We start from the raw sequence: 25,767 nt of genomic DNA, 5'->3' as shown, positions 1-25,767 counted from the left end.
CATTCACTCCCTACCGCGTTTCGCTGTGTGCTTTACGCTGTAAGTGGCGCGCATTCTATGGATGGATTGAGGGGTCGTCAACCCCCAGATATAAATTTATTTAAATCAATGACTTCGCCCCGCTTTGAGACACTAATCCAGCCTTTCCGTCGTCCGGCGTTTGACGCCTATATTCTGACACCCGCCAAGACGTTATAGTCCACCCACGCCAAAGATGATGGCAATGTGCACCTCGCACGCTATTACTTATATAAGCAGGAACGCGGCCGATACAGGCAGTGCAGTAGCCGATTCATCTCGCCGAGCGGCGCTATGCGTCCCAATGCCAAGCCACTACACTCGCACGCGAACCCCATAAAGAGGTCTTACCGGTGACACCACTCATGATCACCCTGCTAGTCGTAGCCGGGATCGCACTATTGATCGCCATTGGCTACATGAACCATGTGGTGGAAAACAATAAGCTGGAAAAGGCCCGCGCCAAAGTTGAGCTCAACGATCGTCTGCGTCGTTGCGGTGAAATCACCGAGACCTTCCCCGGCCAGTTGATGACACCGGCGCTCAAGCTGCTGTTGACCCGTCTGGAACTGAACGTCTGCCAACGCCTGCTCCATCTGGAAAAAACCAGCTCCAACCTCAAGGCACGAATTGGCGAACTGAACGCATTGGTCGGCCAGGGCGAATCGATCCCGGTCAACAACCCGCCGGCACCGATCCAGACCGAAGCCAAAGCCAAGGACGTACGCTTCCTCCTCGAAGCCCTGCACGGCCAAATCACCCGTGCCGCACAGGACGGCTTCCTGCCGACCAACGAAGCTAAACGCTGGATCCGCGAAGTTCGCCACATCCTGGTCCTGCTGCACATCGAATTCTTCAACAACCTCGGCCAGCACGCCCTGCAACAGAACCAACCCGGCCAGGCCCGCCTGGCATTCGAACGCGGCGTGCAATACCTGCGCAAACAACAGGAACCCCAGGTCTACGCCGAACAACTGGAATACCTGGAAAAACTCCTGGCTCGCGCCAACGCACAAGTCATGGACAACATCGCCCCGGTAGAAGGCGAAGTGAACCAACTGACCGAAGGCCTAAAAGACGTCGAGGCCGATGCGGACTGGAAGAAAAAAGTGATCTACGACTGATCAGAGAAAGCAGAAAAGCCACCGAAACAGGTGGCTTTTTTTTGTGTTGAATTTGATAGGGGTTTACCCCCAGAAAAGATAGGTCGGCCGGAAGGCCGCCATCGCGAGCAAGCTCGCTCCCACAGTTGGACGATGTGCATCCGCAAGGGATTGGTCGGCTGTCAGTCCGCCATCGCGAGCAAGCTCGGCTCCCACAGTTGGACGATGTACATCCGCAAGGGATTGGTCGGCTGTCAGTCCGCCATCGCGAGCAAGCTCGGCTCCCACAGGTGGACGAGGTGCATCCGCAAGGGATTGGTCGGCTGTCAGGCCGTCATCGCGAGCAAGCTCGGCTCCCACAGGTGGACGAGGTGCATCCGCAAGGGATTGGTCGGCTGTCAGTCCGCCATCGCGAGCAAGCTCGGCTCCCACAGTTGGACGATGTACATCCGCAAGGGATTGGTCGGCTATCAGGCCGCCATCGCGAGCAAGCTCGGCTCCCACAGGTGGACGAGGTGCATCCGCAAGGGATTGGTCGGCTGTCAGTCCGCCATCGCGAGCAAGCTCGGCTCCCACAGTTGGACGATGTACATCCGCAAGGGATTGGTCGGCTGTCAGTCCGCCATCGCGAGCAAGCTCGCTCCCACAGTGGGACGGTGTACACCCGAGGCTTCTCACCACTCAACAGGCCGAGCGTTAGCTCGCCTGCAGCTTGTGATCTTGATCCACCCGCCCCTTCGGGAGGCTGAGTGGAGGTGTGCATCCGGGGAGTGGCGCGCAGCGCCGTTCGACGCAGTCGAACACGCTGCATGTAGGTCGTCGCGAAGCAGACCGGAGGGCAGTGTCCCCGGATGGATACCGGAACGAAGGAACGCCGAGCCTAAGCGAGGGGCCGGACGCTCGGGGCGAGCCTTTTTTTGCTTACTTATTTTTGGCGTTTGAAAAAAAAGTGAGTCGCCGTAAGGGCGAAACCCTAAGCCGCCGTTACCGCAGCAACGGATATGTACACAGAAAAGAATCAAAGCCGAAAGTGCCCGACCATCCCCTTCAACTCAACCCCCAACTGCGCCAACTCAATACTGGAAGCCGCATTCCCCTGCATCGCCAACGAAGATTGATCCGCACTGGCCCGAATACTCGTGACACTGCGGTTAATCTCCTCAGCCACTGAACTCTGCTCCTCGGCAGCCGCTGCAATCTGCTGGTTCATCTGCTGAATCAAAGACACTGCCGCTGCAATACTCCCCAGCGCACTCTCAGTCTGCAACGCATCACTCACCGCCAGCTTCACCAGCTCGCCACTGTTCTGAATCTGCTGAACAGAAGACTGAGCCGCCGAGCGCAAGGCACTCACCAGTCGTTCAATCTCCTCGGTCGATTGCTGGGTACGCTTGGCCAGGGCCCGCACTTCATCGGCCACCACCGCAAAGCCCCTGCCCTGCTCGCCGGCTCGAGCCGCCTCAATCGCGGCGTTGAGGGCCAACAGATTGGTCTGCTCGGCCACACTCTTGATGACGCTCAGCACTGTGCCGATGTTCTGGATTTCCGCACTCAAACTTTCGATGCTCGAACTGGCCGAGGTGGCTGAATCCGCCAACTGCTCGATCCGCGCCATGCTCTGTCGCACCACCTGCTGACCACTTTCAACCTTCCCGTCCGCCGTCTGCGCCGCCTGAGCGGCCTCCTCCGCGTTGCGCGCAACGTCGTGCACGGTGGCGGTCATCTGATTCATCGCGGTAGCAACCTGTTCGGTTTCTTCCTTCTGGCTGCTGACTTCAAGATTGGTCTGCTCGGTCACCGCCGACAGTGACTGCGCTGAACTGGCCAACTGTTCGATACCCGCCTGCAAACCACTGACAATGCTGCTAAGCCCCGCGCCCATCTGCTGCATGGCCTGCATCAGCTGCCCGATCTCATCACGACGGGTCACTTCAACCGTCGCACTCAAATCGCCAGAAGCAATCTGTTGAGCAACACGGATCACACTGCGCAGCGGTGCCACGATCAACCGGGTAATCACCCAGGCCGCAATCAGCCCGACCAGCAGCGCCAGCGCCGAAGAACCGATGATCAGCAGCGAGTTCTTTTTCAGCTCTGCCTGCATCGACTGGTCTTCGGCGACATAGGCCTGATCCACCCGCTCCACCACCTGAGCGGCGCGCTGATGCAGCTGTTGATAAACGGTTTTTTCCTGCGCCAGCAGGCCGGTGTACTCAGCGAGTTTTTCGCTGAATCCGCCGATGTGTCCGACCACTTCATTGAGGACCGTCTGGTAACCCTCATCCTTGACCGTGGTTTTCAGCTGCTCGGCCTGGGTCAGTGCCTGGTCGGCCTGCTCGATCTTGCCCTGCCCTGCGCTGTCGTCGCCCTTGCGGCTCAGGTCCAGGCGCACACGCGCTTCGTTCATGGCTTGCAACATCAACCGCGACACCTGGCTGACCTGATTGGCCTGTTCGATGAACTGCCCACCGTCCTTGCCTTCGGATTCCTTCAAGGTATAAGCGCCGTCATCGGCCAGCCCGGCCTGCAGCACGTCGAGGTTATTGGCCACGCTGGACACCGACCAACTGGCCATCTCCAGCGACAGGTCCTTGGCCTGGCTGAGCGAGACGAACTCGTCAAAGGCCTTGCGGTAAGCCCCCAAGGACTGCTCGACGTCATTCATCACCGGCACGTTGGTCGCAGACGCCGCTTTCAGTTGGGTTGCCAGGGCGATCAGGCCGTCAACGCCCTCGCGCAGCGCATCAGCGGTTTTCGGGTTGCCGTGCAAGGCGTATTCCTGCTCGAGCAGTCTCACCCTGAGCAAACCGCTATTGAGCGACGACATCTGCTTGAGCCCGTCGAAGCGCTGGCTGATGGTTTGCAGGGACCATACGCCGATGGCCGCCACCAAGGCGGTCAACAGCAGCACCAGTACAAACCCGACACCCAGTTTTTTCGCCATACCGAGGTTGGCAAAACGTCCTTGCACGGCCGAAATCATTGCACTTAGTCCCCTGACATAGTCTGTTGACGCAGATTCGCAACGGGCCTGTATCAACACAAGTCTCTGGCGTCGGAATAATGGCAAAAAGCTACGCTCACGTCGTTTTCAGAACGCTTGAAGTCGATCCAGAGCGGTGGCCTGAAAAAACGCCCGGGCTCGCGGATCACAGGCATAGGCCACATTGATACGCTGCCAGTCACTGGCCTCTGCGGTGGGACTGAATGCCGTCGCAGAAGACAACAGGACACCGAAGCGCTGGGCTTGTTTGCGCACCTGAGCGTAGTCGGACATCCGCGATCGCGCCCAGATGAACAGGCCTCCAACCGGCTTGCCGAAAACCTCCCACTCGGCGTCTTCAAGCACTTGCAATGCAGCCTCCCTGTCATTGCTCAAACGCTGGCGCTGGCGCTGTACCAGTTTGCGGTAGGCACCGCTGGCTAAAAGGCTTGCCAGCACCGACTCGCAAAACCGTGAAGCGCCCATGCTGCTGATCATCTTGACTTCGGCCAGCCGCGAAATAACTGCAGTGCCGGCCACTACAAAACCGACCCGCATCGAACTGCTGAGGGTCTTGGAGTAGCTGCCGACGTAGATGACGTTGTCATCGATACCCAACGCAGCGAGGCGCGTACCGGGGCCGCTGTGAAAATCCGCATAGACGTCATCCTCGATTACCAAAAGGCCGTAGGTTTTGGCCAATTGCAGAACCCGCTGCGCCACCGCCGGCGCCAGGCTGCTGCCAGTAGGATTGTGATAGAAGCTATTGATGAAGATCCCGCAGGGCCTGTACTTAACCAGCAATGCCTCAAGCGCTTCAATGTCCGGTCCGTGTGGGGTTCGCGGCACCTCGATCATGCTGACACCGTGCAGCCTGAGCAAATCGAACAGCAAGGAATAACCGGGATTCTCCACCACCACGCAATCACCCGGCTTGAACAAGGTCCGCACGATCAGGTCCAGCCCCTGACTGGCCCCCGCCGTTGTCAGGATCCGGCTTTCCGCCACCAGGATATCGAGCTGTTTCAGCCGTTTGTTGATCTGCTGGCGCAAGGCTGGCAGGCCCAGCGGCGTGCTGTAGTTGAACAGGCCGGCCATGTCGGTGCGGCTGACCTGGCGGATCGCGTAGCTCAGGTCGTCGGTTTCGCGCCAGCTCTCGGGCAGTCCGCCACACCCCAGTTTGAGTTCGCCCGAGGTGGCGCCCTGCTTTATTTCTGCCCCCTCGAACCAGGGGCAATCCTGTTGCCCCTGAGCGGCCAGCGCTGGCATGGCGACAATGAAACCGGCGCCATGACGCGACGCCAGCACCCCTTGAGCCACCAGACGCTCACAGGCCTCAACGACGCTGGACTGACTGAGCAAATTGATCCGGGCGATTTGCCGCACGGAAGGCAAACGCGTCCCCGGCGGTACCTCGCCACGGCAAAGCCAGCAGGCTAGCGCGTCGACGATTTGCTGTACGACCGGCACCAATGCCTGTCGATCGATTCTCAACTCCATGAGCAAGCAAACTCCTGTCCGTTTTGCGGGAAACAGTTAATCACAGGAGCGGTCAATCAGCTGTGCGACAACGCCGCTAAAACCGTCGGTTCTAACCATTTGAAACACATTGTCCGGCACCTTTAAGGAACCGAAAAAAAACCCGCAAAAATGCGGGTTTTTTCCTACGTTGCAGTGCCTGGTTTCAGAACGCCGTGACGCCACCGTCCACCGCCAGTGAATGCCCCGTGGTGAACGCTGCGCCGTCGCTGCACAGGTACAGCACCGCACTGGCGATTTCCTCGACCTTGCCGATGCGCCCGACCGGGTGCATGGCATTGGCGAACTCGCCTTTCTTCGGGTCGGCTTCATAGGCACGGCGGAACATGTCGGTGTCGATCACTGCCGGACACACCGCGTTGACGCGAATCTTTTTCTTGGCATATTCGATGGCCGCCGATTTGGTCAGGCCGATCACCGCATGTTTCGACGCCGCGTAAATACTCATCTTCGGCGCAGCCCCGAGGCCGGCTACCGATGCGGTGTTGACGATTGCACCGCCGCCCTGGGCCAGCAGTAATGGCAACTGGTATTTCATGCATAACCAGACGCCTTTGACGTTGACGCCCATGATCGCGTCGAACTCATCGACCGTGCCTTCGGCTAACTTGCCTTTCTCGATTTCGATGCCAGCGTTGTTGAAGGCATAGTCGAGACGGCCGTAGGTATTGACCACTTCGTCCATCAGATTTTTTACATCGCTTTCCAGCGTGACGTTGCAGCGCACGAAGGTGGCTTCACCGCCAGCGGTACGAATCAGCGCCACCGTGCCCTCACCACCCGCCACGTCCAGGTCGGCCACTACCACTTTCAAGCCTTCAGCAGCGAATGCCTGGGCGGTCGCGCGGCCAATGCCATTGGCGGCGCCCGTCACAACGGCTACCTGGCCAGAAAACGTCATGCTCATTGTTATGTCCTCGAAGAGAAGATGCGGGGGATCGCGTGTTCGCAATCTAGCCACAAGGGCCTGCGGCGCGGCAGCACTATCAGAAGGCCGGTTGGGTGCCCATGAGTGACAGTGATAAAACCGCCGGTTCGACTATCACTGCACTGGATCGATATGCATTCGCCGCATCAGCCAAACTTGCGGCATCGATCATGAAGGTCTATCAACAAGTCTTCATTCATCTTGAGTGCCTGTCATGACTACCCAGACCAATCGCCAGTTCCTGCTCGCCAAACGTCCGGTGGGCGCGGCGACCCGCGAGACCTTCACCTATCAAGAAGTACCGGTCGGCGAACCGGCTGCGGGTCAGATCCTGGTCAAAAACGAATACCTGTCCCTGGACCCTGCCATGCGTGGCTGGATGAACGAGGGCAAGTCCTACATCCCGCCGGTCGGTATCGGCGAAGTGATGCGCGCATTGGGCGTAGGCAAAGTCGTTGCCTCGAATAATCCGGGCTTCGCGGTCGGGGACTACGTCAACGGTGCCTTGGGTGTGCAGGATTACTTCCTCGGCGAGCCACGAGGTTTCTACAAGGTCGATCCGAAACTGGCGCCTCTGCCGCGCTATCTGTCGGCGCTGGGCATGACCGGGATGACCGCCTATTTCGCCCTGCTCGATGTCGGCGCGCCAAAGGCGGGTGACACCGTGGTGCTGTCGGGCGCGGCCGGTGCGGTGGGCAGCATTGCCGGGCAGATCGCCAAGATCAAAGGTTGCCGGGTAATCGGCATTGCCGGGGGCGCAGACAAGTGCCAGTTCCTGATCGACGAACTGGGTTTTGACGGTGCCATCGATTACAAAAACGAAGACGTCCACGCCGGCCTCAAGCGCGAATGTCCGAAAGGTGTCGATGTGTATTTCGATAACGTCGGCGGCGATATTCTCGACGCGGTGCTGGGCCGCCTGGCCATGAAGGCGCGGGTGGTGATCTGTGGCGCCATCAGCCAGTACAACAACAAGGAAGCGGTCAAAGGCCCGGCCAACTACCTGTCGCTGCTGGTCAACCGCGCGCGGATGGAAGGTTTTGTGGTGATGGACTATGCCGCGCAGTTCGCCGCCGCCGGGCAGGAAATGGCCGGCTGGATGGCCAAGGGGCAGCTCAAGAGCAAGGAAGATATTGTTGAAGGACTGGAGACGTTCCCGGAGACGCTGATGAAGTTGTTCAGCGGCGAGAATTTCGGGAAGTTGGTGCTGAAGGTTTAACCCGATATTTCAATGCACCACAAATCAATGTGGGAGCGAGCTTGCTCGCGATGAGGGAGTGTCAGTAAACATCAATGTTGACTGATACACCGCTATCGCGAGCAAGCTCGCTCCCACATTTTGATTTTCAGCGTTGGGTTAAGCGAGTTCGGCGACTACAGCTGCCAGCGCCTTGGCCGGATCCGCGGCCTGGCTGATCGGACGGCCGATCACCAGATAATCGGAACCGGCATCCAGCGCCTGACGCGGGGTCAGAATGCGGCGCTGATCGTCCTGGGCGCTGCCCGCCGGACGAATCCCCGGGGTCACCAGTTGCAGCGATGGGTGCGCCGATTTCAGGGCCTGGGCTTCCATAGCTGAACAAACCAGACCGTCCATCCCGGCTTTTTCCGCCAACGCGGCCAGGCGCAACACTTGCTCCTGCGGCTCGATATCCAGACCGATACCCGCCAGATCCTCACGCTCCATGCTGGTCAACACGGTCACGCCGATTAGCAGTGGTTTCGGACCGGTGCGCTGGTCGAGCACTTCGCGGCACGCGGCCATCATGCGCAAACCACCGGAGCAGTGCACATTGACCATCCACACGCCCATCTCAGCAGCCGCCTTGACGGCCATGGCGGTGGTGTTCGGAATGTCATGGAATTTGAGGTCCAGGAACACTTCGAAACCCTTGTCACGCAGGGTGCCAACGATTTCCGAAGCGCAGCTGGTGAACAATTCTTTACCGACTTTGACCCGGCACAGCTTCGGGTCCAACTGATCGGCCAGCTTCAGTGCGGCGTCACGGGTGGGGAAATCCAGGGCGACGATGATAGGAGTCTGGCAGGCGGACATGAGTGGGCTCTCAGGCAGGTCGAAATCGGCGCGCATTGTAGCGGAACCAGCGCCTCTGCGGGACCCGATGATCGGTAATTCGTCGAGACGGCTCAAGCAAGACTAGCCCTTGCCCCCATTGTGTCGAGTCAGATACACACATGACACGCCTGCAACACCCTTCAACGTTACCTTCGGCAGCCGCAACACGTCCTTACAGCACTTCCCGCCTCCGGGCCGGACGCCTATGCTGAAACCACAACCTCGCAGCCCATCTTTGTGGTTGGCAGCCTACCTGGCAGATGAACGCACGCATGCACAACCTCCACGCACCTGTGAACGACGATCAAAAAGCGCCTGGCGACGACAAACGCTGGAGCATTCGCGCCCTGATCGTCGACGATGACGTCCCGATCCGCGAACTGATGATCGACTATCTGGCCCGGTTCAACATTCACGCCAGCGGCGTCACCGATGGCGCCGCAATGCGCCTGGCGCTGCAAGCGGAGCATTTCGACGTGGTGGTGCTCGACCTGATGCTTCCCGGCGAAGACGGCTTGTCACTGTGCCGCTGGCTACGCGCCGAATCGGACATCCCGATTCTGATGCTCACCGCCCGCTGCGAACCCACCGACCGGATCATCGGCCTGGAACTGGGCGCCGACGACTACATGGCCAAGCCGTTCGAACCGCGTGAGTTGGTAGCACGCATCCAGACGATCCTGCGCCGGGTACGCGACGATCGTACTGAACAACGGGCGAACATCCGTTTCGACAACTGGCGCCTGAACAGCGTGCTGCGCCAATTGATCGCCGCTGATGGTCTGGTGGTGCCGCTGTCCAACGCCGAGTTCCGTTTGCTCTGGGTGTTCATCGAACGTCCGCGCCGGGTACTCAGCCGCGAACAACTGCTGGATGCCGCTCGCGGTCGCTCGATCGAAGCCTTTGATCGCAGCATCGACTTGCTGGTCTCGCGCTTGCGCCAGAAACTGGGTGATGACCCGAAAGCCCCGCAGCTGATCAAGACCGTTCGCGGTGAGGGTTATTTGTTCGACGCCAGAGACATCGGCTGATGCGTGCGCGCTTCGATACGCTCTTCGGCCGCCTGTTTGGCATGCTGCTGGTGGCGATCATCCTGGCGCACTTGTTGGCGTTTTTCTGGTTTCACTATTACGGCCCTCCGCCGCCCCCTCCGCCGCTGGGGTTTTCCGAAAACTTCGACGGACAGCGCCCGCCGATGGACCCGCGCTTCGGAAATCGGCCACCGCGGCCGTGGTTCGGCGGCCCCTTGGTGCCGCTGACCTTTCAACTGGTCTCGCTGATCATCGCCGCCTGGTACGGCGCCAAACTGCTGAGCCGGCCGATCCAGCGCTTGAGCGATGCCGCCGAGCGACTGAGCGAAAACCTCGACAGCCCGCCTCTGGATGAGTCCGGCCCACGGGAAGCACGGCAAGCGGCACACACCTTCAACAAGATGCAGCAACGCATTCGTGAACAAGTGCAGCAACGCTCGCGGATGCTTGGCGCCGTCTCCCACGACCTGCGCACGCCGCTATCGCGACTCAAGCTGCGGCTGGAGCAGATCGACGACAACAAACTGCAAGGCCAGATGCGTCAGGATCTGGACGACATGATCGGCATGCTCGACGCCACGCTCACCTACCTGCACGAGCAGCGCACCAGTGAGGTCCTGCAGTGGATGGACGTGCAGGCGCTGGTCGAATCCCTCAGTGAAAACGCCCAGGACCAGGGCGCCGATGTGCTCACCAGCGGCCACTGCGCGCCGCTGCAAGTGCAGCCGATGGCCTTGCGCTCGTGCATCAACAACCTGCTGGACAATGCCCTGCGTTATGCCGGGCAGGCCATGATTACGCTTGAAGACACGCGCGAAACCCTGGTGATCCGGGTCATCGACCATGGGCCGGGTATTGCGGCGGATAAACGTGAAGCCGTGTTCGAGCCGTTCTATCGCCTGGAAGGCTCGCGCAACCGCAACTCCGGTGGCGTCGGGCTGGGCATGACCATCGCCCGCGAGGCGGCCGAACGCCTGGGTGGGCAGTTGAGCCTGGAAGAAACCCACGGTGGTGGCCTGACAGCCGTTATCCGGTTACCTCGATCCTTGTAGCAGCTGGCGAAGCCTGCGTTCGGCTGCGAAGCAGTCGTAAATCCTGGCACATCAATCGTCCTGAAACACCGCGATGGATCGTCTAGCGACTGCTGCGCAGCCGAACGCAGGCTTCGCCAGCTGCTACACGAGCCTGTCGTGCTCTGTGTACCGCTCGGTACAAACCTCACATACCCACGACAACTTGCCCCTTGAGGCTGCATAAGCCTGTGCACCCACCGGCTATCCATTCCAAGGAGTGAGCGCAATGATTGGTAGCGTCAGCAGTTACACGAGCTATACCAGCACCAGCAGCACCACAACCAGCACCGCCCGCAGTCAGCAGTTTCAGAAAGAGCTGCTCGCCAAACTCGACAGCAACAGTGACGGCGCAGTCGATCAGGATGAACTCAAGAGCGCCCTGTCGCAGAAAACCGACGACGGTCTGCTGGTCAGCCTGAGCAAGAATTTCGCCGACCTGGACAGCGACGAAAGCGGCAGCCTGAGCAGTGAAGAAATGGCCGCGATGGCCCCTCCGCCGCCACCGCCACGGGACCAGGCACCGAACACCGAACTGGCTGACGCGCTGATCAGCGCCCTGGACGCCGACGGTGACGGCGCCATCAGCAGCGACGAACTGAGCAACGGCCTGGCCAGCGCCGGCAGCAGCGACGAGTTGAACGCGGCGTTGCAAGCCGGCCGCGAGCGAAACACCGACAGCGCCACCGATCAGTCGAACGTGACCGAAGCCCTGAACAAAATGATCGCCAACCTGAGCAAGCAATACTCGCTCGACAACGTGGCGACCGTGGGCAAATACCTGAACGTCGCGACCTGAGTCAAAAGCATCGCGAGCAAGCTCGCTCCCACAGTTGATCTGCATTGATCACATAATTTGTTATCGATACAAAATCAATGTGGGAGCGAGCTTGCTCGCGAAGGGGCCCTAAGCTTCAACCAAAAATCTCAGGGCCGGCGATCCTCAACCCGAGCCTGACTCTTGCTCCAGTCGTTCAGCAGGCTGTAGGCCACCGCCAACAGCGTCGGGCCGATAAACAAGCCAATAAACCCAAAGGCAATCAACCCGCCAAACACCCCGAGCAGCACGATCACCAACGGCAAATTCCCGCCCCGGCTGATCAGGTACGGTTTGAGCACGTTGTCGACGCCACTGATAATGAACATCCCCCAAATTCCGAGAAACACCGCCATCCCGTACTCGCCCTTCCAGGCTAGCCAGGCCGTGGCCGGAATCCACACCAGCGGCGGCCCCATCGGAATCAGGCTCAGCAAAAACGTGACGATCCCCAGCACCAGCGCCCCGGGCACCCCGGCAATCAAAAACCCGATCAACGCCAGAACCGCCTGGGCCGCCGCCGTCCCGATCACGCCGTTCACCACCCGCTGCACCGTGCCCGCCACCAATTCAATGTAATACCCGGCACGGTCACCAATCAGACGTTCCAGCAACCCGTGAACAAACGCTGCCAGACGCGGCCCGTCACGGTAGAAAAAGAACACGAAGACGATACTCAACGTCAGCTCAAGAATCCCGCCGCCAATCTGCGCACTGCGCGCCAGCAACCAGTTGCCGACCTGTCCCAGATAAGGTTTGACCGCCAGCATCATCGCTGCGCCCTGCTGATCGATGCTGTTCCAGACCCCCACTAGCCGCTCGCCCACCAAGGGAATGCTGCCCAGCCAGGTCGGCGCTTCCGGCAGCCCGTCGACCTGCACATCCTTGATGAACGCCGTGGCATCGCGCACATGGTCCGCGAGGTTGAACCCCAGCCAGACCAACGGCAACGCCACCAGCAACATCCAGCCCAGCGTCAGCACTGCGGCCGCCAGAGATTCGCGACCATTGAGCAAACGCGTCAGCAGACGCATCAGCGGCCAACTGGCAAACGCCAGCACCGCGCCCCAGAACAGCGCCGACCAGAACGGCGCCATCACCCAGAAGCTCGCGCCAAACAGCACCAGGAGCAGGATCTGCACCAACAGCCGATCGTTATTGATCATCTAAATCTCGAAAAAAGTCAGTTCGCAAAGGAGTAGGCGAACGCAGCGTGTGCGTTCGCCTGGTACAGCTTATCGCAACAGTTCGATGTGCAAGCCAGCGCCGTCGAGGCTACCGGCTTCCATCCTGGCGGTACGCACACCCTGCCCGATCAGTGCCTGACGCCAGGCTTCGGCCTTCGGCCCCGAAACACTGACCCGCAACGTGGTGTCCAGATTCAGCCCACGAGAAATCAGGCGTAGCCAGGCATCGTCAGGATCGCCGGTCAATTTGGGGAAATCGAGTTCACCGGTGCTTTTGAGTTCTCGAAGCAAGGTTGCAGAAGTCGGCAGCAAATCACCCAGCGGCGCGGCGGCGTCAAACTGTTCGACGTGCAGATACGCTTTGCGATTGCCGCGCGTGATGCTGTAAAGCGCCACCAGAGTGTTGTCCTGCGGGGCCGCGAGGCGCAACAGCAAGTACGCTTGCTGATCATCAGCGCCATAAAGCTTGGCATTGCCGAAGACATCATTGGCCCACAGGCTGCTTTCGCCGCAATCACGGGCCTGGCACCAGAACAGCAACTGGGCGTCCTGCTTCTGCAAGGCTTCACGAGCGGCGGTGAAGGCCTCGGTGGAGGAATGCTCCGGTGGCAACTCGTAGGTGACCGAAGTGGTTTGCCCTCGGGCAGCGACCTGGCCGTCAAAACGCAACTGGCCGCTGATTTTGCGGATAGAGCCCAGTGGATAGATCCGCTCAAGTTCGGCGACCGGACGATAGTCAACGATCTGCGCATCGGCCATACGCGGCACGATCGGCAAGTCCTGACTGCCCGGGACATCGGCGGCAAACAACGGGGGACTGAAACAACACAGCGCCAGCAGACTGAGTGAACGCATGGATAGACTCATCGGATCAGCATGGCCTGGGCGCCCTTTATGACACTGGCGTCATCGATGTACTCCGGCACCAGCAAACCACGCTGCACCGCCGGGCGCTCCTCCATGGTCGCCATCCAGCGCTGCAAGCCTGGCAAGCCGTCCACCGCGACACCGGACCACTCGTGGCCACGGACCCACGGAAAAGTGGCGATGTCGGCAATGCTGTACTCACCGGCCAGAAACTCCACGGCTTGCAGGCGCGTGTCGAGCACTTCATAGAGGCGGCGGGTTTCATGTTGATAGCGGTCGATGGCGCCCTGGAGCTTCTCCGGGAAGTAACGGAAAAACACGTTGGCCTGACCCTGCATCGGGCCTATTCCACCCATCTGGAACATCAGCCATTGCAGGACCACTGAACGCCCCTTGGGGTCTTTTGGCAGCAGTTTGTGGCTCAGTTCAGCCAGGTAAATCAGGATCGCGCCGGATTCAAACACGGCGAAATCGCCGTTGGCGCGGTCGACAATCGCCGGAATCCGGCCATTGGGATTGATCTTGAGGAAGTCCTCGGACTTCTGTTCCTTTTTGTCGAAACTCAAGGCGTGCACCGTGTAGGGCAGGCCGAGTTCCTCGAGCACGATAGAGACCTTGTGGCCATTCGGGGTCGCAGCGGTGTAGAGATCTATCATGGTTGTCTCCCATTTCAACCCGCCCAGCCTCGACAGTTGCCCGGCGCAAGTCAAGGAACGGCGAAGAACCGATTGAAACAGTCTGCGACAAGGTCGGCGCCGGGTTCGTCATTCAGGTGTAAATGATGGCCGCCAGGCAGCTGTTCACGGCTAAAGGGTAGACGCTCCAGCAACTCGGGATGTTTGGCGAGCATGCCGTCGGCAGCCACCACCAGTTTTGCAGGACAACTGACTCTCTGGACGAAGGCCATCGCCTGTTCGGTGGTCAGACGCAGCGGCGACGGTAAGGTCAGGCGGTTATCGGTGCGCCAGGTATAACCGCCCGGCACCGGCATCAATCCACGTTGGGCCAGCAGTTCTGCGGCTTCGCGACTGACAGCGACCAAGCCTTTCATACGCGCCTCAATGGCCCGGTCGAGCGTGTTGTAGACCGGTTTGCGTTTTTCCCGCAAATCCAGCTGCGCTTGCAGGGCCATGCCCATCCGTTCGGCAGCGTTTTCGCCTTTATCTGTAGGAGGAATGATGCCGTCGATCAACGCCAGGTGGGTCACGCGTTCCGGCAACGAACCGGCCAGCACCAGCGAAACGATCGCGCCCATGGAATGCCCCAGCAGGCCAAAGCGCTTCCAGCCCAATTGCTCGGCCACTTGCAGCACGTCATGGGCGTAGTCCCACAGCGCGTAACCGGCACCGGGTGGCCGATGCCCGGAATGACCGTGACCGGCCATGTCCAGCGCGATGATGCGCAAGCCTTTGAGCTTCGGCGCCAGCCGGGCGAAGCTGTTGGCGTTGTCCAGCCAGCCATGCAAGGCGATCACCGGCATGCCGTCTTCGGGGCCGAACAAGTGCGCTGCCAACTCGATATGCGGCAGGCTCAGGCGAACTTCTTCAACGACGTTGCTCATGCGCAATCCTGTTGGCGGCGACCTTCCCAACGGCTGAACAGGTTCTTCAGCAGCGTGGCCGTGTCCTGGGGACGTTCGAGGGGAAACATGTGGCCGCCAGGCATGGTCAGGGACTCGCCCAGCGGCAAGCGCCCCACGAGGCTTGCGTGATGACGCATCACCACCCGGCTCTTGTGCCCGCGAACCACCGCCAGCGGCACTTTCAGTTGCCGTGTGCGGCCGGGACTGGTGTGCGGCACGCCGCGGTAGATACTTATTTCCGTGGCCGGGTCGAAGCGCAGGCGCAGCTTGTCGCCCACCTTGTGCAAGCCGTGTTGCAGGTAAGCGTCGAAGCATTCCGGGTCGAAACTGCGAAACAGGGTTTTGCCAGCGAAATAGAGTCGGGCCGCTTCCAGATCGGCGAACTCTTCCCGACGTCCCAACGTACGGCCGGCCGGGGTCAGACGATCGATGAAACCGAAGCGTTTGGCGGCGCGGATCACCCATTGATCAGCGCGGGTCAGCACCGGCGAATCAAGCATCACCACCCCGCGATAGAGCTCGGGACACCGCAACGCCGCGTGCAGGTGCAGCACGCCGCCGAAGGAATGGCCGACACCCCACACCGGTTCCGGTTGCTGCCTGAGGTGATGAATCAGCTCGTCGACCAGGTTGTACCAGTTGTCGTCCGCCGGAAAACGCGGGTCATGGGCGTGCTGCTGCAGATGCGTCACCTGATACTCGGGCGCCAGCGCCGCGAACAACTTGCCGTAGGTGCCCGAGGGGAACCCGTTGGCGTGGGCGAAAAATATCTGTTGCGACATACCGGTCGATCCATCAACGAAAACAAGGGTTGATTGTCCGTAAGACGACGTCCTACAGCAATGACCGTAAGTGCCAGTAATGATGACAGTCCGGTCAGGGGCATGCCGCAAAACTTAAATCTGATGAAGTTCTATGTAGCAGCTGCCGAAGGCTGCGTCCGGCTGCGAAGCAGTCGTAAAGCCATCACCGCGGTGGTTCAGAAAGACTACGGTTGCAGGATTTACGACTGCTGCGCAGCCGGACGCAGGCTTCGCCAGCTGCTACAGGGGATCGCGTTTCAGCGGGCGGGTGGATTCTCACCCAACGGCACCACCGCCATGGTCAACCGCGACACACAACTCGCCTTCCCCTCATCGCTGGTCAACCGAATATCCCAAACATGCGTCGTGCGGCCAATGTGAATCGGCTTGGCCACCGCCGTGACCCGCCCGCTGCGCAAGCCGCGCAAATGGTTGGCGTTGATTTCCAGGCCCACGCAGTAAAACTTGCTGGCGTCGATGCACAGGTAACTGGCCATCGAGCCGACCGTTTCGGCCAGCACCACCGAGGCGCCGCCATGCAACAAACCGTAAGGCTGGTGAGTGCGATGGTCGATGACCATGCTCGCGGTCAGGGACTCGTCGTCGAAGGCTTCGAAGCGAATATCCAGCACGTCGCCGATGGTGTTTTTCTGGATTGCGTTCAACTGTTCAATGTTGGGATTGGTACGCCACAAGCTCATTGCTGACATCCTTTGTTGGTTTTATTCGTGACTCAATCCTGCCACAGCACCGCTTCACTGCGCTCGCTCCATTCTTCGAAACGGGCACCGTAGGCGGCTTCGATCACGTTGCGCTTGATCTTCAGGGTCGGCGTCAGGAAGCCGTTTTCCACCGCCCAACTGTCCTTGACCACCACCAATCGACGCAAGCGCTCATGTTTGTCGAGGACGCCGTTGACCTCCTCCAGGAGTTTTTCCAGGCTTGAATGCAGGCCCGCCCGCGCCGTTCCGCTGGCGTCCTGCTGACCGACCGCCGAGAGCACGCACAACCCCAATGGCGCAATCAGACCATCGCCGACGACGCAGACTTGCTCGATGCGCGAATGCTCCGCCAGACGATTCTCGATCGGCGCCGGGGCGACGTATTTGCCTTTGCTGGTCTTGAATATTTCCTTCAGTCGCCCGGTCAGGCGCAGATTGCCTTCGGCATCTTGCTCGCCCTTGTCGCCGGTGCGCAGGAAGCCGTCCTCGGTGATGGTTTCGGCGGTTTTCTCAGGTTCCTTGAAATACCCGAGCATGGTCGCGCCGCTGCGCACCATGACCTCGCCCGACTCGGCGATCCGCACCTCAACCTCCGGGCAGGGCTTGCCGATCCAGCCAGGTTTGTTCTGGCCCGGCCGGCAAACGTGCGAATAGCCGCAGCTTTCGGTCATGCCGTAGACCTCCAACACATCCAGCCCCAGTTTGCGGTACCACAGCAGCAAGGTCTGCGGCACTGGCGCGGCACCGGACAAGGCGATGCGCAAGGCATCCAGCCCGAGCCCGACAAGCACTTTGTGGCCGACCCGCTTGCCGATGATCGGAAGACCGAGCAGGAAGTCGAGGCGCTTTGCCGGGATCTTGCTGTACACGCCCATCTGGAATTTGGTCCAGATCCTCGGCACACCGAACAGCGCGGTCGGACGTGCACGGCGCAAATCGGCCAGGAAAGTGTCGAGGCTCTCGGCAAAAAACACCGTTTGCCCGGTATAGATCGACGCCAGCTCAACGAACATCCGCTCGGCGACATGGCACAGCGGCAGGTAGGACAGCAGCCGATCCGACTCATTCAAGCCAAACAACTGCGTGCCGCGCGTGGTGGCAAACCCCAGATTGGCGAAACTGTGCATCACGCCTTTGGGCATGCCCGTGGTGCCGGAGGTGTAAATGATGGTCGCCAACTGGTCGGCGGACGGCTTGGGATCGTCCTGGATCGGTGAGCTCTTTTGCAGGTCGGCCCAGCTGAAATCGAAAGTGCCGGGCGGATGCAACGGCAGGCTGATTGTCGTCAGATCAGCGCTGACCCCTCGAGACATTCCAGGCCAGTCATCGAGTTTGCCGATGAACGCCAGTGCCGCTTCGGAATGTTCAAGGACCTGGGCCACGGTTTCGGCGGTGAGGTTCGGGTAGAGCGGCACCGACACATGGCCGGCCATCCAGATCGCCAGGTCGGCGATGATCCAGTGCGCGCAGTTTTTCGAGATCAGGGCGATGTGGCTGCCTTGGGGCAATTCGCGCGCGCGCAACCAATGCGCGGCGCAGCGAGCCTGATGCCCGACGTCTTCCCAGGTCAGCGTTTCGACCTGGCCGCCGCCCGTGGGCTGAACCAAAAAGCGCTGGCGGGGATGGCGCGCTTCACGCTCGTAGAAAACGTCCAGCGGCAAACGAAAAGCAGCAGGCATGCGACTCGCTCCTTTTATTTTTGGTCTGGAGCAAGCGTAGTCAACCAAGCAACTGCTTGGTTAATTATTTGTCGGCAAAAACAAGATCAAAAGATCGCAGCCTTCGGCAGCTCCTACAGGTGTACACAATCCATGTAGGAGCTGCCGAAGGCTGCGATCTTTTGCTTTTAGGGGTGCTTGATGCCTTTGAGCTTCATCGCGCCGGCCAGCGGCAAGTCGCCTTCAAGCTCAGCAAGGCCAGCGGTGCGGACCGCTTCCGGGTCCTGCACATGTCCATGCTGAAGGTAACCCAGCAGGTTGCCCACCAGCGGGTTGTGACTGACCAGCAACGCGTTATCCACAGACACCAACTGCTCCGCCACCGCTTGCGGGCGGTTGTCGGGTGTCAGCCATTCGACAGTGCGAATCTCCGGCGCGAAATTCAGCGCTGCACGCACAATTTCTGCGGTCTCCTGCGCTCGCAAGTAAGGACTGGCATAAATTGCAGTGAGCGGCTTACCGATCAACTCCGCCGCGGTGCGCAACACCTCTTCGCGACCCTTGACGGTCAGGGTCCGCTCGGAGTCCGGGCGAGTACCGTGTGGCTCGGCTTCACCATGACGCAATACCCAGAGTTTCATAGTTTCGGTTCCTCATCTCGTGCCGGATGCGGGGCCGGCGCCACAGCATGCGGCGCTTCACCTTCCGGTGTACGTGGCGTCGGCCAGTCGGCGAACGGCCACGGTTTCTGGTCGCTGTGGAAGCTGCCGAAACGACCGATCTGCGCCAGGAACTGGCTCAGGCTGTCGCCGAAGTTCATCAGGCTGGCGCTCGGGGCGCCATATATCAAACGATAGATCAGTTGCACCAGAACCACGGCACCAAGGATGAATTGCGCCACTTGCCAGACCAGCACGTAGACGACCATCCACAACACGCGCAGCAGGATGGATTCGTACTTGGCTTCTGTTTTCGGATCGTTCATGTCTCGCTCCCTGCCCCTGTCAATTGAGTGCTCAGTTGAAACCGCTGGTGGAAATAAAGTCGACGTCGGTTTTCGGCTCGGCACGCATCAATAGACCGATTACCTGCTCCAGCGTGCGCCCTTCGAACAGAATGGCATGCAGCCCGGCGACCAGCGGCATGTACACGCCCACCTCCTGGGCCTTGGTCTTGAGCACCTTGAGGGTGTTCACCCCTTCGGCGACTTCGCCCAGGCGCGTCACGGCATCTTCCAGGCTCAAGCCCTGGCCGAGGGCGAACCCGACCTGGTAGTTACGGCTTTTCGGCGACGAGCAAGTGACGATCAAATCGCCGACGCCCGCCAAACCGAGGAAGGTCATCGGATTGGCGCCCTGATTCACCGCAAAGCGAGTCATTTCCGCCAGCGCCCGGGTGATCAGCATGCTCTTGGTGTTTTCGCCCATGCCCAGCGCCACCGCCATACCGGCGATGATTGCGTAGACGTTTTTCAGCGCCCCGCCCAACTCCACACCGAAGCGGTCGGCGCTGGCGTACACGCGAAAGGTCCGGCCGTGCAACGCCTCCTGGACCCGCTGGCAGAGTTCTTCGTCTTCGCTGGCGACCACCGTGGCGGTCAGCGCGTGTTCGGCGATTTCACGGGCCAGGTTCGGCCCGGACAGCACGCCGATGCGCGCTTGCGGCGCGATCTCTTCAAGGATTTCGCTCATCAGTTTGAAGGTGTGGGCTTCGATGCCTTTGGTCAGGCTCACCAACAATTTGCCGGTCAAACGTTCGGCGTGCGGCATCAATACCGAGCGCAGCGCGCTGGACGGCAGTGCGACGAAGCACAAGTCGCAGGCTTGCAGAGTGGCCAGCAGGTCGGTGACCGCTTCCACGGCCGGCAGAATCTTGATGCCTTTGAGGTAACGCGGGTTCTCGCGATTGACCCGAATGGCCTCGGCCTGCTCGGGGTCACGCATCCACAGCCGGACCTGATGCCCGTTCTCGGCCAGCAGATTAGCCACGGCGGTACCAAAACTTCCGCCTCCCAGGACCGCAATTGGGCGCTGTTCAGTCATATGCAATCCGTTAATCCATACCAGTGGCGATGTCGGCATTATACGGAGCGGCCCAGTGGCGGCCAGCCCCCGCATCAATTACCGACACTTGTAGAAAGAAGACCAAGAAAACCGAGGAAAATGCCCACAACGTGACTGGAAAAGTCATTGCGCTCGGTTAACATGCGCGCCAATTGTTCGCTATCAAGGATGTGTTGTGTCGTTTGGCTCCCCTTCACCTCGCTCGCCGCTGGTTCTGGCGCTGATGTTCAGCTCGCCATTGCTTGCCGACGATTTGTTCCTCGACAGCGAGGCGCTGCCGCAAGTATTGACCGCGACGCGACTCAAGCAGTCGCCGGCCGCGGTACCGGGGAGCATGACGGTGATCGACAGCGAACTGATCAACGCCAGTGGCGCCCGGGACATCAGCGAGTTGCTGCGACTGGTGCCGGGAATGATGGTCGGCAACATCAACGGCAACCAGGCGGCGGTGAACTATCACGGCACCAATGCGACCGAAGCGCGACGCCTGCAAGTGTTGATCGACGGCCGTTCGGTGTACCGCGCAGGCCTGGCCACGGTGGACTGGAGTGATATTCCGGTGGCCATGGAGGACATCGAGCGCATCGAAGTTTTTCGCGGCCCGAACACCGTCAGCTATGGCGCCAATGCGCTGATGGCGGTGGTCAACATCATCACGCGCAACCCGGCCGACAGCCACGGCACACGGATGAAAGTCACCCGTGGGCAGCGCGGCATCGACGACTTTTACGCCAGCCAGGGCGTGGGCTGGGACGGCGGCGACCTGCGCCTGTCACTGTCCGGTCAGCAAGACGACGGCTTCGACTCGGACCGTAACGGCGCCGATTACCGCGACAGCCGCCGCTTGAATCGTTTCAACCTCGCGGTCAGCCAGACGCTCACTGAAAACCAGAGCATCGACTGGCAATTGAATGCCAAGGACGGGAGCAACCAGCGTCCTTATACCTACCGCCCGGTCTTCTCGGGGATTACCGCTGCGGGGAACAATTCCGACGTCATCGCCAAGGATTACGCCGGCTCGCTGCGCTGGAACCTCGACATCAATCCCGATCACAGCCTTTACATCCAGGGCTCGGCGCAACACTGGGATCGTCAGCAGACCTGGCGTGCCTGCGATGCCGAGGTTTCGTTCAGCCCGCAGTTGACCGAACTCTGGCAGCTCAACCCGAATTACACCGAGCGCCTGGCGCGCAACATGGAGCGCTACACCGGCCCCGGCGCGCCCGCAGGTGACCCGGCCCAGCGCGCATTGGCCAATCAAGTGCTCGACCAATGGCGAAACGGCGCCCGGCAAACCCTCTGTGGCGATATCGACCAGAGCACCCGGGAATCGCGCTACGACCTTGAATTGCAGGACACCCTCAGCCTGTCCGATAGTCTGCGGCTGGTCAGCGGCATGAATTATCGTTACGACCGGGCAGATTCCGAGACCTACTTCAATGGCACCCTCGACGACACCACCTGGCGGGCGTTCGGCCAACTCGAGTGGCGCGCCACCGAGCATTGGTTGCTGCAGGGCGGTGCGATGTTCGAAGACACGCAATTGATCGGCAGTTCGCTCACCCCGCGGGTGGCGGTCAACTACCTGATCAACCCGCGCCATGGCCTGCGGGCGGTGTACTCGGAAGCTATCCGCTCACCGGACATGTTCGAGAACAACGTCAACTGGAGCTATCAGGTAAAGAACCTGCGGCCCAGCGCCTATGGCCAGTCCAGTGCCCGTTATTTCGTCAAGACCCGTGGCCCCGGTAACCTCGAACAGGAACACATGCGCTCCCGGGAACTGGGCTACAACGGCTACTTTGCCGAAGTGGGGCTGGCGGTCGATGTGAAGCTGTTCTACGACGAAATCACCGGGATGATCAGCGAACCGCTGCGCAACAATCAGTACATCGCCAGCAACTCAAACAGCGCGCGCTTCTCCGGGGCAGAAACCCAGCTCGACTGGAGAATCAGCAGCGCCGATCGCCTGCGCCTGACCTATGCCTACGTCGATGCCGATGCGAGCAACCCGCTGGATGCGCAACAGACTGCCCGAAACAGCGGCTCCGCCGGTTGGCTGCGCAACTGGGGCCATGGCTGGAACAGCGCGCTCTTCTACTATGGTGACGATGCCCTGAACGGCTACCGCTTCGAACGGGTCGACACGCGCATCGCCAAACGCATCGGCCTGGGCAAAGCCAGCCTGGAACTGGCCGGCGTGCTGCAGCAACGCCTCGACAGCCAGCCCACAACCTTCGTCGACAACAACTACGACGAGCGCCGGGTGCTTTACTTCAGCGCGGAGCTGGCGTTCTAAGATGCTATTTAGCCCGTCACGCAAGACGCCAATCCTTGGCCGCCTGCTGGCCGGGTTGTGCCTGGTGTTTGCCGGGCTGCTGAGCAGCCTGGCGGCCAGCGCCGCGGACATTTTGCTGACCGGCGCCGAGGACAGCCCGGGCATGCAATCCTTCACCCAGGCCCTGAGCGCCTTGCGGCCTGCCGATAACGTGCACTTCCAGCCACTGGCCAGTCTGCCGGCGCCAGGCAAACTGCCCGCCGACACCCGCTTGATTCTGCTCGACCTGCCGAGCCTCGACTGGCGCCTGCAAGACGCCCGGGGCCCGGCGACGCTGGTGCTGCGCATCAGCCGCCTGCAAGCCCGTCAGCATCTGGGGGCCACCCTGCCCCCGCGCCTCAGCCTGCTCTGGAGCGACCCGCCCCTGGACCGACAATTGCGCCTGACCCGACTGCTGCTGCCGCAGGCCAAACGGGTCGGCGTGCTCTTCGACAGCCACAGCGAATTCCTCTTGAAAGAACTGCATCAGGCCGCCCACTCCCTGGGCCTTGAAGTAGTCACCGAGCGCTGGGATAACACCAACGACAGCCGGCCGCTGCAGACCTTGTTGAAGAACAGCGACGTGTTGCTGGGCCTCGACGACCCCGATCTGTACAACCCGAAAACCGCGAAGAACCTGTTGCTCAGCAGCTATGCACGGCAATTGGCGCTGATCGGCCCTAACGCCGGGTTCGTCAGGGCCGGGAGCCTGGCCAGCACCTACAGCGATCAGAGCGATTGGCTGGCGATGCTCGACGAACTGCTCGACCAGCCACCGGCCACGTGGCCACGCACGCACTACCCGCAACGCTTCAAAGTCTTAAGCAACCCGCAAGTGGCTCGTTCATTAGGGATTGAACAGATGAACGAAGCGTCTGTCGCAACACAGTTGGCCGAAGGAGAAAATCGCCCATGACCTTCCGTCGCCGTTGGGACATCAACACCCGCACGCAAATCATCAGCCTCGGCCCTGCCCTGTTGCTGACGTTGCTGTTGATCAGCTTCTTCACCTTCGTGCGAATCCAGGACCTGCGTCAGGAGCTCAATCACACTGGGCAACTGATCGCCAACCAACTGGCGCCGGCCACCGAATACGGGGTGATCTCGGGCAACAACGAGGTGCTCGACAGTTTGCTCAAGGCCACCCTCGCCACGCCCAATGTGCGCTTTCTGGAAGTCCAGGACAGCGCCAACCGGATTCTGGTGTACGTCGAGCAACCGTCGGAAACCCACAACCGCTCGCACCAGGTCGAAGTGTTCCAGGCCCCGGTGCGGCTGCAACGAATCCAGCTGCACAATGATTTCCTGCAAGGCAGCCGCGTCGCCAACACAGCGCCCACCGAGGATTATCTGGGTCGGGTGATCGTCGGCCTGTCCAATGACGCCTTCAGCCAGCGTCAGCAGGAAATCCTGCTCAAGGCCGGGATCCTGGCGCTGTTCGCCTTGCTGTTTACTTTTCTGGTCGCCCGGCGACTGGCCGGCAGCCTGTCGCAACCGATCCGCGACATCGGCACCGCGGTCAAGGCGATTCAGGACGGCGACTACAAAACGCCGCTGCCGATCGTAGACGACACTGAGCTGGGAGCACTGTCGCAACACATCAACAACCTCGCCAACGGACTCGAACAAGCCAGTCGCGAACAGCATCAAGCGATGGCGCAGTTGATTCAGACTCGCGAGGAAGCGGAAAAGGCCAACAACGCCAAATCCGATTTCCTCGCGATGATGAGCCACGAACTGCGCACGCCGATGAATGGCGTGCTGGGCATGCTGCAACTGCTGGAAACCACCGAGATGACCGAGGAGCAGGTCGAATACGCGGCGCTCGCCTCGGAGTCCACCGAACACCTGCTAAAAGTCATCAACGACATTCTCGATTTCTCGCGCATCGAGCGTTCGGAACTGGAGCTGGAGCACATTCCGTTCAATCTCGCGGACCTGATCGGCAGTTGCGCCCAGTCGTTCTCGCACAGCGCCGTGCAGCGCGGGCTCGACCTGGCGCTGTCGATTCCGGCCGACATGCGCGCGTTGCAGGTGCAGGGCGACCCGACGCGGATCCGGCAGATCCTGGTCAACCTGATCGGCAATGCGCTGAAATTCACCGAACAGGGCCGCGTCAGCATCGAACCGCAATGGCAGTCGCTGGATCACGAACTGCTGTGGTTCACCTGCACCGTGCGCGACAGCGGGATTGGTATTTCGGCTGAAAGCCTGGAAATGATGTTCAACGCCTTCCAGCAGGCCGACAGTTCTATTTCGAGGCGATACGGTGGCACCGGGCTGGGCCTGCCGATTGCTCGCACGCTGGCTGAACGCATGGGCGGCACGTTGCGTGCCCAGAGCGAGGAAGGTCGCGGCTCGGTGTTCACCCTGGAAATCCCGCTGGCACTCTATAAACAGACGTTGCCCGTACTGGCGCCACGCACACCGACCGGCAACGGTGATGGCGAAGGGCGCAACGTGCTGCTGGTGGAAGACAATCCGGTCAATCAGACGGTCATCGAAGCAATGTTGCGCAGTCTGGGCTTTACTGTAAGCGTCGTCACCGATGGCGCGCAGGCAGTGCGCAGTGCGGAGAGTCTAATTTTCGAAGCCATTCTGATGGACTGCCGGCTACCGATCATCGACGGCTACGAGGCTACCCGACAGATTCGCCAATTACCCGGTTGCACAGACTTGCCGATCATCGCGCTGACCGCCAACGCCTTGCAGGGTGACCGCGAAGCCTGTTTATCGGCGGGAATGAACGATTACCTGGCCAAGCCCTTCAAACGCACAGATTTGCAGCAAATTCTGCAGCGCTGGGTGCAGTAGTGCAGGCCTTTCGGCTATCTGCGACTGGCGCGGAAGGCGAAAGTGCGGCAGTCTTAGGCACCCGAACAGGCCCGAAAAGGGGCTTGAATAATAATTTCAGTGCACAAGTGTACATTCATGTCCTTGGTGCTGTGACTTTCACCACAACGCAATAGTCTATGAGTAGGCTGCTGACTCGAGGCATGAAC

At 60.4% G+C, this 25,767-nt stretch carries 23 protein-coding genes and 1 pseudogene; 9 read left to right on the top strand and 15 right to left on the bottom strand.

Going from position 1 to position 25,767, the window contains the following annotated elements; all coding sequences use genetic code 11:
- Positions 1–383: 383 nt before the first annotated feature.
- Complete coding sequence (locus ACA079_RS07290; RefSeq protein WP_178082656.1) at positions 384–1,142, top strand: hypothetical protein; 759 nt, start codon at positions 384–386, stop codon at positions 1,140–1,142.
- A gap of 997 nt (positions 1,143–2,139) precedes the next feature.
- Here ACA079_RS07290 and ACA079_RS07285 read toward each other — a convergent pair.
- The 4 genes and pseudogenes from ACA079_RS07285 to ACA079_RS07270 form a co-directional block, all read right to left on the bottom strand.
- Positions 2,140–3,003: a methyl-accepting chemotaxis protein gene (locus ACA079_RS07285; protein WP_375154723.1), complete on the bottom strand. Its 864-nt coding sequence runs from the start codon at positions 3,001–3,003 to the stop codon at positions 2,140–2,142.
- Positions 3,001–4,065 (bottom strand): annotated as a pseudogene (locus tag ACA079_RS07280) (HAMP domain-containing protein); the annotation flags it as partial. The gene ACA079_RS07285 and the pseudogene ACA079_RS07280, both read right to left, overlap by 3 nt.
- Positions 4,066–4,212: 147 nt before the next feature.
- On the bottom strand, positions 4,213–5,604 hold the full coding sequence (locus ACA079_RS07275; protein WP_497703042.1) for an aminotransferase-like domain-containing protein: 1,392 nt from the start codon (positions 5,602–5,604) through the stop codon (positions 4,213–4,215).
- Positions 5,605–5,788: 184 nt separating this feature from the next.
- Positions 5,789–6,550 (bottom strand): SDR family oxidoreductase, encoded by a 762-nt coding sequence (locus tag ACA079_RS07270; protein ID WP_046046461.1) that lies wholly within the window; start codon positions 6,548–6,550, stop codon positions 5,789–5,791.
- 101 nt (positions 6,551–6,651) lie between these two features.
- Here ACA079_RS07270 and ACA079_RS07265 point away from each other — a divergent pair, with 101 nt between their 5' ends.
- Positions 6,652–6,789 carry a hypothetical protein gene (locus ACA079_RS07265; RefSeq protein ID WP_497703041.1) on the top strand — a complete coding sequence of 46 codons (138 nt, stop codon included), beginning with the start codon at positions 6,652–6,654 and terminating at the stop codon, positions 6,787–6,789.
- A complete protein-coding gene (locus ACA079_RS07260; RefSeq protein WP_497703040.1) occupies positions 6,786–7,790 on the top strand; it encodes an NADP-dependent oxidoreductase in 1,005 nt (334 codons plus the stop codon). Before ACA079_RS07265 ends, ACA079_RS07260 begins: the two co-directional genes overlap by 4 nt.
- Positions 7,791–7,928: 138 nt before the next feature.
- Here ACA079_RS07260 and pyrF read toward each other — a convergent pair whose 3' ends face one another.
- Complete coding sequence (gene pyrF, locus ACA079_RS07255; RefSeq protein ID WP_178122744.1) at positions 7,929–8,627, bottom strand: orotidine-5'-phosphate decarboxylase; 699 nt, start codon at positions 8,625–8,627, stop codon at positions 7,929–7,931.
- Positions 8,628–8,920: 293 nt separating this feature from the next.
- Here pyrF and ACA079_RS07250 point away from each other — a divergent pair, with 293 nt between their 5' ends.
- The 3 genes from ACA079_RS07250 (at position 8,921) to xopAW (ending at position 11,548) form a co-directional block, all read left to right on the top strand.
- Positions 8,921–9,679 carry a response regulator gene (locus ACA079_RS07250; RefSeq protein WP_033053235.1) on the top strand — a complete coding sequence of 253 codons (759 nt, stop codon included), beginning with the start codon at positions 8,921–8,923 and terminating at the stop codon, positions 9,677–9,679.
- A complete protein-coding gene (locus ACA079_RS07245; protein WP_497703039.1) occupies positions 9,679–10,731 on the top strand; it encodes a sensor histidine kinase in 1,053 nt (350 codons plus the stop codon). Before ACA079_RS07250 ends, ACA079_RS07245 begins: the two co-directional genes overlap by 1 nt.
- Before the next feature lie 247 nt (positions 10,732–10,978).
- Positions 10,979–11,548 carry a XopAW family type III secretion system calcium-binding effector gene (xopAW, locus tag ACA079_RS07240; protein WP_497703038.1) on the top strand — a complete coding sequence of 190 codons (570 nt, stop codon included), beginning with the start codon at positions 10,979–10,981 and terminating at the stop codon, positions 11,546–11,548.
- Between the two features lie 128 nt (positions 11,549–11,676).
- Here the strand turns inward: xopAW and ACA079_RS07235 are convergent, their stop codons facing one another.
- The 10 genes from ACA079_RS07235 to ACA079_RS07190 form a co-directional block, all read right to left on the bottom strand.
- The gene (locus ACA079_RS07235) at positions 11,677–12,732 is read right to left on the bottom strand and encodes an AI-2E family transporter (protein ID WP_095132397.1); all 1,056 of its coding nucleotides are present in this window, start codon (positions 12,730–12,732) and stop codon (positions 11,677–11,679) included.
- 69 nt (positions 12,733–12,801) lie between these two features.
- Positions 12,802–13,608 carry a DUF4892 domain-containing protein gene (locus tag ACA079_RS07230; RefSeq protein ID WP_497703037.1) on the bottom strand — a complete coding sequence of 269 codons (807 nt, stop codon included), beginning with the start codon at positions 13,606–13,608 and terminating at the stop codon, positions 12,802–12,804.
- Positions 13,609–13,616: 8 nt separating this feature from the next.
- The gene (locus ACA079_RS07225) at positions 13,617–14,276 is read right to left on the bottom strand and encodes a glutathione S-transferase family protein (protein ID WP_497703036.1); all 660 of its coding nucleotides are present in this window, start codon (positions 14,274–14,276) and stop codon (positions 13,617–13,619) included.
- 50 nt (positions 14,277–14,326) lie between these two features.
- Positions 14,327–15,181 carry an alpha/beta hydrolase gene (locus ACA079_RS07220; RefSeq protein ID WP_415773675.1) on the bottom strand — a complete coding sequence of 285 codons (855 nt, stop codon included), beginning with the start codon at positions 15,179–15,181 and terminating at the stop codon, positions 14,327–14,329.
- Complete coding sequence (locus tag ACA079_RS07215; protein ID WP_497703035.1) at positions 15,178–15,984, bottom strand: alpha/beta fold hydrolase; 807 nt, start codon at positions 15,982–15,984, stop codon at positions 15,178–15,180. The genes ACA079_RS07220 and ACA079_RS07215 overlap by 4 nt, the downstream gene beginning before the upstream one ends.
- A gap of 278 nt (positions 15,985–16,262) precedes the next feature.
- The gene (locus ACA079_RS07210; RefSeq protein ID WP_415773672.1) at positions 16,263–16,706 is read right to left on the bottom strand and encodes a hotdog fold thioesterase; all 444 of its coding nucleotides are present in this window, start codon (positions 16,704–16,706) and stop codon (positions 16,263–16,265) included.
- A 32-nt stretch (positions 16,707–16,738) separates the two neighbouring features.
- Positions 16,739–18,406, bottom strand: coding sequence for an AMP-binding protein (locus ACA079_RS07205; RefSeq protein ID WP_497703034.1), 1,668 nt, complete (start codon positions 18,404–18,406; stop codon positions 16,739–16,741).
- Positions 18,407–18,573: 167 nt separating this feature from the next.
- Positions 18,574–19,026, bottom strand: a complete 453-nt coding sequence (gene sixA, locus ACA079_RS07200; protein ID WP_497703033.1) for a phosphohistidine phosphatase SixA — start codon at positions 19,024–19,026, stop codon at positions 18,574–18,576.
- Positions 19,023–19,370 (bottom strand): DUF4389 domain-containing protein, encoded by a 348-nt coding sequence (locus ACA079_RS07195; protein WP_497703032.1) that lies wholly within the window; start codon positions 19,368–19,370, stop codon positions 19,023–19,025. Before ACA079_RS07195 ends, sixA begins: the two co-directional genes overlap by 4 nt.
- 31 nt (positions 19,371–19,401) lie before the next feature.
- The gene (locus tag ACA079_RS07190; protein WP_033056878.1) at positions 19,402–20,427 is read right to left on the bottom strand and encodes an NAD(P)H-dependent glycerol-3-phosphate dehydrogenase; all 1,026 of its coding nucleotides are present in this window, start codon (positions 20,425–20,427) and stop codon (positions 19,402–19,404) included.
- Between the two features lie 196 nt (positions 20,428–20,623).
- On the opposite strand from ACA079_RS07190, the gene ACA079_RS07185 reads away from it, so the two are divergent.
- Genes ACA079_RS07185 through ACA079_RS07175 form a run of 3 tightly spaced genes read left to right on the top strand, consistent with a single transcriptional unit; the run spans position 20,624 to position 25,579 of the window.
- Complete coding sequence (locus ACA079_RS07185; RefSeq protein ID WP_497703031.1) at positions 20,624–22,747, top strand: TonB-dependent receptor plug domain-containing protein; 2,124 nt, start codon at positions 20,624–20,626, stop codon at positions 22,745–22,747.
- Position 22,748: 1 nt separating this feature from the next.
- On the top strand, positions 22,749–23,681 hold the full coding sequence (locus tag ACA079_RS07180) for an ABC transporter substrate-binding protein (protein ID WP_497703030.1): 933 nt from the start codon (positions 22,749–22,751) through the stop codon (positions 23,679–23,681).
- Positions 23,678–25,579: an ATP-binding protein gene (locus tag ACA079_RS07175; RefSeq protein WP_497703029.1), complete on the top strand. Its 1,902-nt coding sequence runs from the start codon at positions 23,678–23,680 to the stop codon at positions 25,577–25,579. Before ACA079_RS07180 ends, ACA079_RS07175 begins: the two co-directional genes overlap by 4 nt.
- Positions 25,580–25,767 lie beyond the last annotated feature (188 nt).

The sequence above is a fragment of the Pseudomonas sp. LBUM1645 genome (genome assembly GCF_059716185.1).
Note: the sequence above shows the minus strand (reverse complement) of the source record. Positions and strands in the feature narration are given on the sequence as shown.